This is a genomic window from Herbaspirillum sp. RTI4 (assembly GCF_034313965.1).
Taxonomy (GTDB): Bacteria; Pseudomonadota; Gammaproteobacteria; order Burkholderiales; family Burkholderiaceae_D; genus Herbaspirillum.
In genome coordinates this window covers 1,335,936-1,348,193 of the sequence record NZ_JAVIWQ010000002.1, presented here as the reverse complement: position 1 = coordinate 1,348,193, position 12,258 = coordinate 1,335,936, and the positions used below count along the sequence as shown (strand labels likewise).

13 protein-coding genes are annotated in these 12,258 nt (G+C 52.8%); 1 reads left to right on the top strand and 12 read right to left on the bottom strand.

Features of this window, described 5'->3' with window-relative positions; translation table 11 throughout:
• Nucleotides 1–15: 15 nt before the first annotated feature.
• The 4 genes from RGU70_RS06335 to RGU70_RS06320 all read right to left on the bottom strand — a co-directional run bounded on the left by RGU70_RS06335 (nt 16) and on the right by RGU70_RS06320 (nt 4,270).
• A complete protein-coding gene (locus tag RGU70_RS06335; RefSeq protein ID WP_322208542.1) occupies nt 16–831 on the bottom strand; it encodes an ABC transporter ATP-binding protein in 816 nt (271 codons plus the stop codon).
• Nucleotides 832–856: 25 nt separating this feature from the next.
• Nucleotides 857–1,639 carry a nitrate ABC transporter permease gene (gene ntrB / locus RGU70_RS06330; protein WP_322210722.1) on the bottom strand — a complete coding sequence of 261 codons (783 nt, stop codon included), beginning with the start codon at nt 1,637–1,639 and terminating at the stop codon, nt 857–859.
• Between the two features lie 249 nt (nt 1,640–1,888).
• On the bottom strand, nt 1,889–3,061 hold the full coding sequence (locus RGU70_RS06325) for a CmpA/NrtA family ABC transporter substrate-binding protein (protein WP_322210721.1): 1,173 nt from the start codon (nt 3,059–3,061) through the stop codon (nt 1,889–1,891).
• 588 nt (nt 3,062–3,649) lie between these two features.
• Nucleotides 3,650–4,270 carry an ANTAR domain-containing response regulator gene (locus RGU70_RS06320; RefSeq protein WP_322208541.1) on the bottom strand — a complete coding sequence of 207 codons (621 nt, stop codon included), beginning with the start codon at nt 4,268–4,270 and terminating at the stop codon, nt 3,650–3,652.
• A gap of 459 nt (nt 4,271–4,729) precedes the next feature.
• Here RGU70_RS06320 and RGU70_RS06315 point away from each other — a divergent pair, with 459 nt between their 5' ends.
• Nucleotides 4,730–5,032: a hypothetical protein gene (locus RGU70_RS06315; protein ID WP_322208540.1), complete on the top strand. Its 303-nt coding sequence runs from the start codon at nt 4,730–4,732 to the stop codon at nt 5,030–5,032.
• Nucleotides 5,033–5,178: 146 nt separating this feature from the next.
• On the opposite strand, the gene RGU70_RS06310 is transcribed toward RGU70_RS06315, so the two are convergent.
• The 8 genes from RGU70_RS06310 to RGU70_RS06275 form a co-directional block, all read right to left on the bottom strand.
• Entirely contained in the window at nt 5,179–5,409 is a 231-nt protein-coding gene (locus tag RGU70_RS06310; RefSeq protein WP_322208539.1) for a glycine zipper 2TM domain-containing protein, read from the bottom strand.
• Nucleotides 5,410–5,699: 290 nt separating this feature from the next.
• The gene (locus RGU70_RS06305) at nt 5,700–7,670 is read right to left on the bottom strand and encodes a PAS domain-containing sensor histidine kinase (RefSeq protein WP_322208538.1); all 1,971 of its coding nucleotides are present in this window, start codon (nt 7,668–7,670) and stop codon (nt 5,700–5,702) included.
• 81 nt (nt 7,671–7,751) lie between these two features.
• Nucleotides 7,752–8,276, bottom strand: coding sequence for a response regulator (locus RGU70_RS06300; protein ID WP_322208537.1), 525 nt, complete (start codon nt 8,274–8,276; stop codon nt 7,752–7,754).
• Nucleotides 8,277–8,336: 60 nt separating this feature from the next.
• Complete coding sequence (locus tag RGU70_RS06295; RefSeq protein WP_322208536.1) at nt 8,337–8,966, bottom strand: response regulator transcription factor; 630 nt, start codon at nt 8,964–8,966, stop codon at nt 8,337–8,339.
• A 323-nt stretch (nt 8,967–9,289) separates the two neighbouring features.
• Nucleotides 9,290–9,601, bottom strand: a complete 312-nt coding sequence (locus RGU70_RS06290) for a BON domain-containing protein (RefSeq protein ID WP_322208534.1) — start codon at nt 9,599–9,601, stop codon at nt 9,290–9,292.
• Nucleotides 9,602–9,658: 57 nt separating this feature from the next.
• Nucleotides 9,659–9,985: a DUF883 family protein gene (locus tag RGU70_RS06285; RefSeq protein WP_322208533.1), complete on the bottom strand. Its 327-nt coding sequence runs from the start codon at nt 9,983–9,985 to the stop codon at nt 9,659–9,661.
• A 627-nt stretch (nt 9,986–10,612) separates the two neighbouring features.
• Nucleotides 10,613–11,395: an ABC transporter ATP-binding protein gene (locus RGU70_RS06280; RefSeq protein WP_322208531.1), complete on the bottom strand. Its 783-nt coding sequence runs from the start codon at nt 11,393–11,395 to the stop codon at nt 10,613–10,615.
• Nucleotides 11,396–11,412: 17 nt separating this feature from the next.
• Complete coding sequence (locus RGU70_RS06275) at nt 11,413–12,225, bottom strand: ABC transporter ATP-binding protein (RefSeq protein ID WP_322208530.1); 813 nt, start codon at nt 12,223–12,225, stop codon at nt 11,413–11,415.
• Nucleotides 12,226–12,258: the final 33 nt, after the last annotated feature.

Below are 12,258 nucleotides of genomic sequence, written 5' to 3'. Positions count from 1 at the left end.
CACCGGGCGGCTTTGTCAGGCGCTTATTTTTGCGGCAGGATGTGCTTGCTTGCGATACAGGAATTCCAGCACAGTGCTGCGGTAGGCTGCATAGGCCGCATCCTGCGCCAATGCCACGCGCTCACGCGGCCGTGGCAACGCCACTTCGACGATTTCGCCGATGGTGGCGGCCGGGCCGTTGGTCATCATGACGATCCGGTCGGACAACAGCACGGCTTCATCGACATCGTGCGTCACCATCACCACAGTCGAACCGGTTTTGGCGACGATTTTGAGCAACTCATCCTGCAAATGGGCGCGGGTCAGCGCATCGAGCGCGCCGAACGGTTCGTCCATGAGCAAAACCTTGGGTTCCATCGCCAGTGCGCGGGCAATGCCGACGCGCTGCTTCATGCCGCCGGAAATTTCATTGGGCCGCTTTTGCTCGGCCGCTTCCAAACCCACCAATGCCAGCGCCTGCATGGTGCGCTCTTTGAGCTGCGCGCGGCTTTCGACCGCGCCGAATACGCGCTCCACGCCCAGATAAATATTGTCGTAACAAGTCAGCCAGGGCAGCAACGAGTGATTCTGAAACACCACGGCGCGCTCCGGCGCTGGCCCGGCAATTTCGCGATTAGCGCACAGCAGGATGCCGGCGCTCGGATGCAGTAGTCCGGCGATCAGATTGAGCAAGGTCGATTTGCCGCAACCGGAATGGCCGATCAGGGTCACGAATTCGCCCTTGCCTACGGTCAGGTCGATATCGCGCAAGGCGTGGAAATCACCTTTCTTGGTATGGAAAACCATTTCCACCTGATTGATATTAATAAACTTCTCATCGTGCTTTTGCATGTGCGGCTCCATGAATCCGGCGTTGTCAGGTGTTGACTTGTTCGTAAGTGAAGGCACGGGCCAGCGCAACGAGCAACTGTTCCAGCAGCAGGCCAACGATGCCGATGACAACAATGGCGATGAGAATATGAGGGACATTGAGATTATTCCACTCATCCCAGACCCAGAAACCGATACCGACGCCGCCAGTCAGCATCTCTGCCGCTACGATCACCAGCCAGGCCGTTCCTATCGCCAGACGCACACCGGTCAGCATGTAAGGCAGGACGGAGGGAAACAGTATCTTGGTCAGAATTTTCCATTCGGACAGATTGAGCACTCGCGCCACGTTCATGTAATCCTGCGGCACGCGCTGCACGCCCACGGCGGTATTGATGACCATCGGCCAGATCGAACAAATAAAGATCGACCAGATTGCCGCCGGATTGGCCGACTTGAATACCAGCAGTCCAATCGGCAGCCAGGCCAGCGGTGAGACGGGCTTGAGCAGACTAATGATGGGGCCAAACATACCGGATAAAAATTTGAAGCGTCCGATCATGAAACCGAGCGGAATGCCGACCAGCGCCGCCAGTCCGAAACCGATGGCGACCCGTTGCAGCGACGCCAGGATGTTCCAGCCTATGCCCTGATCGTTGGGGCCATTGCGATAGAAAGGATCGGCAAACAGCTTGATCGCTTCTTGCAGAGTCACCCAGGGTGTCGGGAAATTGCCGGTGTTGGCGGCGATGAATTGCCAGACGAGTATCAGCGTCGCAATGCCTGTCAGCGCAGGAATGACGGGCTTCAGCCAGGCATAGGAAACCATGCGGCGACGAACGCCGGTTATGCGGGGAGGATGGTCCATTCCGGTTACGGCGGCTGCTTTCATGAAATCTCCTTCAAAGGCGTTGCATTCAAGTCATTCACCCAGCCGACGCATGTCAGGTCGGCTGGCAGGTCAGGTGCCGCATTCGGGTGCCGCATGCAGGTGCCGAATTCATGCGCTAAGTTCATGCACTAAGTTCATGCACTAAGTTCATGCACTAAGTTCAAACACCAAGTTCATGCACCGCCATCAGGCGTGGATCTTGAACGATGCCGCGTACGCTTTCGGATTCTTGCCGTCCCACACCACGCCATCCACCAGCTTGGAAGTCCGCAGCGGATCTTTCGGGACGGGAGTCTTGGTCATGGTCGCGGCCTCTTTATACAGCTCGATCTGATTGACCTTTTTGGCGACGGCCAGATAGTCGGGATCATCCTTGAGCAAGCCCCAACGGCGATGCTGCGTCATGAACCACATGCCATCGGAGAGGTAAGGGAAATTGACCGTGCCTTCGTTGTAAAACTTCATGTAATTCGGATCGTCCCAGGTTTTGCCGAGACCGTTCTGATAGCGCCCCATGATGCGCTGGTCGATCACGTCCTTGCTGGTGTTGACATAGGACTTGCCGGCAATGACTTCCGCCATCTTGTTCTTGTTGGCCAGCGAGGCATCAATCCATTTGCTGGCCTCCAGCACGGCGGCAATCAGCGCGCGGCAGGTATTCGGATTTTTCGCGGCGAAATCGGCGGTCGTGCCGAGTACTTTTTCGGGATGATCTTTCCAGATGTCTTGCGTCGTGATGGCGGTAATGCCCACGCCGTCCACAATGGCGCGATGCCCCCAGGGCTCGCCAACGCAAAATCCGTCCATATTGCCGACCCGCATATTGGCCACCATTTGTGGCGGCGGTACGGTGATCACCTTGGCATCTTTCATCGGATTGATGCCGCTGGCCGCCAGCCAGTAATACAGCCACATGGCATGGGTGCCGGTAGGGAATGTCTGCGCAAAGGTATATTCCCGCTTTTCAAGCTGCATCAGCTTGAAAAGCGAAGCGCCGTCCACTGCGCCCTTGCTCGCCAGCGCGCGCGAGAGCGTGATGGCCTGGCCGTTATTGTTGAGGCCCATCAGTACCGCCATGTCCTTCTTTTGACCGCCTATGCCCATTTGCACGCCGTAGATCAATCCGCACAGCACATGCGCCGCATCCAGTTCGCCATTGGCCAGCTTGTCGCGCACGCCGGCCCAGGAGGCTTCCTTGCTGAGCGTGATTTTGATGCCGTATTTTTTGTCGAAGCCCAACACCGATGCCATGACGACGGAAGCGCAATCAGTCAGTGGAATAAAGCCGATGCGTACTTCTTCTTTTTCTGGCTTATCGGAGCCGGCAGCCCAGGCACCTGATGTGTTGATTCCCAACATACTTGCTCCCGCTACGAGTCCAGCACTTTGAATGAGATTGCGCCGGCCGGCATTAATGGGGTTCACAACAGGGCTAACGCCCGATTCAGCACGATCGGCGGCGCTGTCGCTGATTGACTGCTTGATTTTGCTGTTCATCACGGATTCCTTGGACAATCGACGAAAAAAAAGTGCCTCCTCCATGCAGTGAAGCAGGGAAAAAGACACCGTTGTCTGAGCGGACCCGACCGCCGTTGGCCGTGTCCAGTGAGCGCAATCATTGCGCGCTGATGAACACTCAGCAATTAGCGTGCCTGACCTTGCGTGGGAGATACGGAAAGCGAGTGAACTTGCGGGCAAGTCCGGGGCCGGCAGGACGCCAGAGGAGTAATGCCGTGAAAAAAGGACAGAAAAAGAACTAAGAAGCGGGAGTCGTCGCCACACAAGCAATGCAGCTTATGGTCCGGGAGAATGCAAAAAATGCACTCTCATCGTGCCATGCACCAATATAAGCTGCGATGGTGGGGATGTTACGGGTAGCAGCCGCTATCGAACTGACGCGTCCTTATGATTGCACCGTTCAGAGCGGTATTGGCATGCCCCTGCCCGTCAGAGCAAATCTTCCACATCGACGATGCGCTGGGCGACATCGGCCAGTTTGATGTTTTTATTCATCGCCAGTTGACGCAGTTTTTGATAGGCCTGCTCTTCGCTCAGATTCTGTCGCGCCATCAGCAGGCCTTTGGCGCGGTCGATAATTTTCCGGTCGGCCAGCTTGAGCCGCGTGTCGGATAACTCCGTCAGCAGCTTTTGCTCCTGATTGAACCGTGCCATCGCCACCTCCAGCACCGGCTTGACGCGGGCAGTTTGTAATCCGGCAACGATATAGGCCGATACTCCAGCCGCCATCGCGGCTTCCATGCTGGAGCGTTTTTCATCTTCGGTGAACAAAACGATGGGGCGGCGCTCGTCGCGCGTGGCAATAACGATATGTTCCAGCACATCACGGGCATCCGATTCGGCATCGACGATGATCATGTCGGGCTGCAACTGTGCGATGCGCTCGGGCAAAAAAATGTCTGCGGGAAGGGAGGCCACAATATCGTAGCCTGCTTCGAGTAGACCAATGCGCAACGCCCGTCCCCTTACCGCCTGGGCGCTCAATTGCTCATCATCTTCCTGATCGGCCTCGATGATGGAATTGACGACGACGATGCGCAAACTACCCATTGTTTCTACCCTGACATCAAAGATTTGGCCTCTATTATTACGCACTATGACTGCACGCAAGAATTAAACCACCCGCCAAGCGCTGACAGGCGATTTTCCGACTGTCTTTCCGAAGTCTGCCGCAGACAAGTTCCTGACCGATTTAAGATGGAAAAGATAATGACACCGGCAACTTTTTTATTAAGGAAAACTCTGCTGTAACGGCGCGACGATTCACAACCCGAGAATCACTCGACCTCGTCAGGTGGAGCTTCGGTCAGGTGGAGCTTCGGGTTGAGCGTCGTCCGCGCTACTAAGGAACCACTGATCAGTACTTTACAGTGCGCACTCAGAGGGTCATTAACCCACAGCAATGCCTGCTTACAGATACCTACACACAGCCCTACTTGTTGCGTGTATCGTTCAATAAGCATCGGCCGGCGCATTCTGCGCTGAATTTATATTTTCACGGAGATGGATATGCACAAAAAACTCAATCGCTTAGGGATGCAGGCAGTGATCGCCTTTATCGGAGCCATGGCACTCAACGCTCATGCGGAAGAGGATGTCTCGAAAAAAGATCCTGCGCGTTGGCATCAGGAAACATTTACGCCGCAAGAAAAAGTCCAAATCCTGACCAAGGAAGCCAATGCCGCCTATCGGCAGGCGCTTGGCGACTGCAAGATGAACAATAAAGGCAAAGAGCTACTCCGCTGTAAGCGCGAAGCAAAGCAACAACTTGATGAAGATGTAAAGAGCGCAAAACATACGATGAAAAACTGACGGGCTGGGGTTGGCGTACCGACGGTGCGCCTCCCCTTTCTATCAACAGTGATCTCTTGCACTATCGGCGGTACAGTTCGCACAATTAAAAAAGCCAGACGCGGAGCGCCTGGCTTTTTTATTGGGACAACAAGCGCGTCCGTTAATCAGCGATCACGACCACGTCCGCCAGTCTGATTACCAATCACTCCGCCGACTGCCGCACCGCCTACCGTTCCGATTGCGCTACCGCCGGTTAGTACTGCGCCACCTACCGCACCGATACCCGCACCGACCGCCGTATTCCTGTCTCGCGAATTCATGTCGGCACAGGCGCTTAATGTTGTTAACGCACATACGCTCGCTAAAATAACCGCATATCTAGTCATGTTTTTCATTTTATTTTTCCCTAAAAAATATTACCTGTTGATCATTACGAAGCCATTTTTTTTGCTGTATTTGGTGCTTGCGCGCCCATTTGCAGATCAATTACTTTATTGACATACGATGGGCATCATTGTGTTGACATTGCTGCTCGCTGCGTATGGCGCAAGTATGCGAGAAGGAACAAACTGGCGATATAGGAGATACGCCGATTGCTGCGTAGGACGCGAGGCAGATCAGCATGGAAACTCTCATTACGAAATCAAAAGTAAAAAGAAAAATACCGGAATAGCGCATCACATCATCAGGCGGGCCGCGTCTGAGAATCCGCCATGATCGGTAAGGCGATGGCAATCACCGTCCCTTTTTCGGCCGAAGAAACGATATCAATCGTTCCACCAAAATACACAGCGCGTTCACGCAAACCACGCAATCCGTAAGACTTGGTGTTGTCCTTGCGCGCCGCTGTCATACCGACGCCATTGTCTTTCACCGTTAGGGCAACGCGATCTTCATCCACATCCAGAATGACCCGAACTGTCGTCGCCTGAGCGTGCTTCACAATATTATTCAAAATTTCCTGCAACATGCGATATAAGGCAATTTCCATCTGAGGCCCTATTTCCACCTCTTCGTCGGGCAGACTGGTGGTGCAAGTCAGCCCGGAACGCTGCGCCAGTTCATCGAGCTGCTCGGTAATCGCCGCCTTTAATCCGAACAGGTCCAGCATATTGGGACGCAACTCGGTCTGGATGCGGCGCGTGGTACTGACCAGTGAAGTCAATACCGATTGCATGCGACTCTTGCGCTCGCCCCACTTTTCGTCCTCAGGAAAAATCTTGTAGACCGTATCGAGGTGCATGCTCAGGGCAGTTAATGCGGCCCCCATGTTGTCGTGCAGTTCTCGGGCAATCGCGTGCTTTTCTTCTTCCCGCACGATTTCCAAATGATTTGTCAGTTCACGCAATAATGCGGTGCGTTCGATCACCGTTTTTTCTAGCGCCAATTCGCGCTCCCGCAATGAATTTTCTTCCTTCTTGCGACGGGTGATGTCGGTGCTAATGCCGACCACGCCCATGACATTGGCATCTTTGTCGAACCAGGGGGCAATCGTCGTTTGATGGGTAAATACGCCTCGCGGCACATGCAGCGTCTGCTCTGTAATGGCCGGCATCCCGGCGGCCATGATGCGCGCCTCTTCCCTATCCATTGCGGTAGCTTCTTCCGGTTCCGAATACAGTTCGAGGTTGGTGCGGTTCATCGCATCTTCCCGCGATTTTCCTATGAATTGCAATGTCGCGGGGTTCGCGAAAATCATCTGTCCCTGGCGATTTTTCACGAAGATGAGGTCGTCGGTATTGTCACTGACCGTGACGAGTAGTGCGGTGGTTTCAGTCAGTTTGGCCGCGTTCGTCATGCGCGCACCATATTCATCGTTAAGCTTGCCGGCGACGCGCCAGAATACGATCAGTACCAGAATGCAATTGAGCAGCGTCAGAACAGGCGCCACCAAGGCATGTCCATAAACGCCCGTGCGTTCGCCGTAATCGACCAGCAAACTCAGCATGACCAACAAGACAATAATCTGCGGTAGCGAGCGACGCAACATTTGTCCGCCAGGCGCTTCCTGACTGATGATTCCCATCATGCTGTGCGAGGAGCGCGACATCAGTATGGTGATCGCCACCAGCATAAACAGCAAGGAACCGAGGACAGGAACCGGCGTGGCATAGGCCATTTGAATAAAAAAGGCAACGTCGTAAAAATAGCCCATCAATGGGATTGCGTTGATGGCGAGCAGCACGCAGGCCAGATATTCGGCCGGGTGGCGCTTCTGTTCGGTTTCGTAATCGGACCCGAGCAGCGCGACTGACACAATAATAAAACTGATCGCAGAGTGCGGATGGATGAGCAGGAGGGGATCGAAACGAATCGCTGACAGACTTTGCACCAACACCAGAATCAGTGACGTCAACGCTGTCCCAGCGATGAGCAGAGACAGGAGATTTTTGATCCAGCGCAGTAAAAATACATGACTGGTTTGTAAAAAAAGACAGACGGCCGTGAGAAAAAATCCGAATGCAGTTACCCGGTGCAATGGCATCAGCCAGGGTGTCATCCACGAATAGACCGGCGTTATATAGTAGGTAGAAAAAACGGTCATCGCCATCACTGCGATGAGAAACGCCAGCACCTTTGTCAACAACAACATGCGGGTGTGCGTAGTTTGTGCTGGTGTGGCCTGCGCCGGAGATTTTTTTATAGTGTCAGACATTGTATTTTTCAGGCGTGCTACTTGTTGTCCGAAGTCTGTCTTGCCCTTTGTTGGAGGCATGTCGGGCTGATGTATCGCTGTTTACTGGGCACAGGAAGCGGAGGAGGTATCGGAGGGTTTTTCTTGGCCGAGCGGGTATTCATGTCGGCAGATTTGTTCGATCAGAGTACGCAATTGCTTTGCTTCAGATGACTTATCGAAAAAAAATTCAACGCCATATTTCATTCCGACCTGACGGTAAGTGCTGCTGACGTGATTGCTAAAAATGATTTTTATCGGCTCCTGCAACCTCGATGGTTCCAGTCGGGATAAGGTTTGCAGCACGCGCATCCCATTGCCTTCTTTTAGCTGAATATCGAGAATCACGACATCGCATGGGGCATGTTGTAGCTGCTGCACGGCATCGGCTTCTGTTTCTGAAAAACCAACCAGTTCCACACCAGGAATTTCTGCCAGATTTTCGACGATCAAATCCCGCACATCCGGCGAATCTTCTACAAGAAAAATCCGCGTGGGGTAGCTGACCGTTGTCCGGTCATTTTCATGCGTTTGGGTTAATAAATCTGGCATGACTTTACCTGTTGTTAACTTTTCCCGGTCGCTCATCACGCTCCGGAGAAATTTGCGGAATCGATATAAATATTCCCAATCGGCACTGAAGCGGCATCAATCGATTAAATTATTTTTGATGGCATAGTAAATAATGTCGGCATTATTGGTCATGCTCATCTTGTGCAAAACACGCGTGCGGTAAGTGCTGACGGTTTTAACGCTCAGGCACAATTCATCGGCGATTTTAGTGACACCTTCGCCTTTACCGAGCTTGTAAAAAATTTCGTATTCTCGCTGCGACAAGGTTTCATGCAGTGGCTTATCCGTGTCGGTCGGGTCGGCTGTCAGCAGTTCGGCGACACCGTAGCTAATGTACTTGTGGCCGCGCATGACGGTATTTATAGCCGCGACCAGTTCGGTCGCCAATGCTTCTTTTTGCAGATAACCACTGGCGCCACTGCGTAAAACCTGTACCGCATACCGACTTTCAGGATGCATGCTCAACATCAGCACAGGAAGCTCCGGCTTTTCACGTTTGATCTGCTTCAATACTTCAACACCGCTTTTGTCCGGCATGGCAATGTCGAGCAGCACGATATCCCAGGTGTCATTGCGCACCAGCCGTATTGCATCTTCCGCCGTACTCGCCTCTCCGCCGATTTCCATATTGGGAATATCGGCAATGAAGTGCGCGACACCGGCTCTTACGACTGCATGGTCGTCAACTACGAGTATTTTCGTCATAACATTCAATGTGCGAAAGGCCGCCTGTGAGGCGACGCTTCTAATTAGCGATGAGGCTTTGATATGCCCATACATTTTCTGCAGGACTTACGCAAAAGATTGCTGGCTAGGCGCAGTGCCGTAGACAGTGCGAACGCGCCAGCGGCCTTTTGTGTAAGTCCTATTGTGTTGTTCTATACGCTCAGCACGATCTGACTGAATCAATATACCTTATGCCGGAAAAGTGGCAGCAACACCGCTTACCGGCATTGACCTGCGAGAAAGTCATTCCATCATCGAAACCGGATTCTCCCTGAGGGAAAATCCGGTTTGAAATGAGAACCTTATTTCATCCGCAAATCATTCTTGACCGACTTGACACCCTTAACCGTTGCGGCCACTTCCGATGCACGGCTGGCAGCTGACGATGAGGATACGAAGCCGCTCAGCTGAACAACGCCTTTGTAAGTCTCAACATTGACTTCCATCGATTTGAGATTAGGCTCGTTGAGGATCGCGGTCTTCACCTTGGTGGTAATGACGGCATCATCAACATACTCACCCGTTCCTTCGTGGCTTGACGTGGATGCACAACCGACCAGTGAGAGCATGCAGAGAGAAAAGAAAAATATGGCGACGCGTTTGGATATTGTCATGATGTTATTCCTCATATTGTGGATAAGACTAGCGGGAGCGTTACAACGAACTTTGAATTAGGAAGAACGGCTGCAGGTGCGTGATAGTGCGAGTCCGACAAGAACGCCGAAGCCGGCTGACACAGCAATTGCGCGCCAAGGATTTTCATGCACATAGCCATCGGTCGCGGTGGCTATTTCACGGCTGCGCTCAAGTGTCGTTGCTTGTATTCCGTAGGCGCTATTAATCGCGTCTTCCAGTAATTTTTGCCCTTTGGCGCGTAGATCGTCGGCAGTCTTCCCGGTCGATTCCGCCGCATCCTGAAACAACTTGCGTGCATCGTCGATCAGGTTTTTCACATCGCCGCGAACGGCGCTCAAATCGGTAGTGATTGTCTTGTTCATTGTGTTTCCTTTCAATTGCATCATGGGAATGGGACCCGTATTCTTTGGCATTTCGTCACCAGAGCCATTGGATATCGCTGCTTGGCACGCTGTATCTCAGCTTCACTTGAGCAAATCTCTTTGATTCGCTTCGATAAATAATCACTAGAAGCAAAGCGATGTGAGCGTCAGCGCGCGGCAAATAAATCCGTGAACCTTTTAGATCTGATTCATTGAGTTTGATTTTATCGGCCAACCAGAGATTGCGACATAGGAATGCGCCTGATTACCTTGTAGGACAAGCAGAAACAAGGGTATTCATTTGCCGTAGGAGTTGATCCGAAATCCATCAATGGGAGCCGAATTTATCGCAGAGACATGGGAAATGGAGAAAACGCAGAGGGGAATATCCGACCCATTTCACACGCTCTTTTGCGAAGCGATCTACTGAATGGGCTTCCAACAACAGCGTGTTGGGTCAATGAGTCGTTGCTCCAGGGTGTGTTCACGTTCGATTTGCGAGTGCGAACGCGCGTCAGGCGGTGTGCCTAGGCGCAACAAGGCGTCGTAGCGGGACGAAGAGGACGAAGAATACGAAGAATACGAAGAGGACAAGGACGAGGACGACGATTTAGCCGCCCAGACCTGTTAGCTCTCGCCCAAATAGGCTGCCTTTATTCGGGGATCATTCAACATCTCGCTGGCTTGGCCTTGCATGGTGATCAAACCCGACTCCATCACGTAGCAGCGATGTGCAGCTTCCAACGCCAGCTTGGCGTTTTGCTCGACCAGTAGGATCGTGACTCCCTGCGCCGACACGTTGCGAATCACTTCAAATATTTTCTCTACCATGATGGGAGACAGTCCCATCGACGGCTCATCCAGCAGCAGCAGACGCGGATGACTCATCAAGGCGCGCGCCATTGCCAGCATTTGCTGTTCGCCACCCGATAAGGTACCCGCCATTTGCGACGATCTTTCCTTCAGGCGAGGGAAAACTGAAAACCAGTAGTCAATATCATTTTCAACCTGATGTTTGTCGGTGCTGGTGTAGGCACCTATCATCAAGTTTTCGCGGATACTCATGCGGGTAAATACGCCGCGTCCCTCGGGGACCATAGCCAGCTTCTGCTGTACCAATGCAAAAGCAGTTCGCCCTTTCAGGCTAACGCCAAGGTAATCAATATGACCGCTTACCCGGCAATCAGGGAGCGTGCCGGTAATTGCCTTGAGCGTAGTGGTTTTACCAGCGCCATTGGCGCCGATCAGGGTCACCAGCTCACCCTCACGTACTTCAAGGTCGATGCCCTTGACTGCCTTGATACCGCCATAGGCAACGCTGAGCTGGTTGATTTTCAACAGGGTCGGTGCCGCAATCGAAGCATCGTTCGATGCCGAATCAAGGTGGGAAACAGGGGAAGAGAGAGTCATGTTTAATCGCCGATCGCTTAGTGACTGCCGCTACCGAGATAGGCTTCGATAACAGCGGGATTTTTCTGCAGCTCGGCGGGCAAGCCCTCCGCAATAGGTTTGCCATAATCAAGCACGGTCAGACGGTCGCACAAACCCATCATCAATTTGACATCGTGTTCAATCAAAAGAATCGTCTTTCCGTCCGCCTGAATTTTCACGAGCAATTCGCGCAAGGCGACTTTTTCAGTGGCGTTCATACCGGCTGCTGGTTCGTCCAGCGCCAGTAATTGAGGCTCGGTTGCCAACGCTCTGGCAATTTCAAGACGACGCTGATCGCCATACGACAAATGCCGCGCAGTACGTCCACCCATGCTTGCCAAGCCAACAAACTCCAGTAATTGCTGCGATTTTTTCATGATCGCCGCCTCCTCGACCCTTGCCGCCTTATGCCGGAAAATTGCACCGAAAACATTTTGTCGGGTTCGGACATGGCAACCGACCATGACGTTTTCCAGGACGCTCATATCGCCAAACAAACGAATATTCTGGAAAGTCCGGGCAATGCCCGCTTGCGCCACGCGATGCGGCGCGCTCGGCGAATAGGGCTTTCCCGCCAGCTCAAAACTGCCACTGTCGGGCTGATAAAGGCCGGTAATGACGTTGAAAAATGTCGTCTTGCCTGCACCGTTCGGGCCAATCAAACCGTAAATCTGGCCTTGCCTGATTTGCAGACTGACACCGGATAAGGCTTGCAATCCACCGAACCGTTTGCTGACGTCGGCTATATTCAGCAATATCGGCGTTGCCGACTGTTGATTCGGCTGTTGAGTCATTTCTTGCTTGCTCATGTTGTCCCTGCTGTCTTTTTCGGATTGAATTTA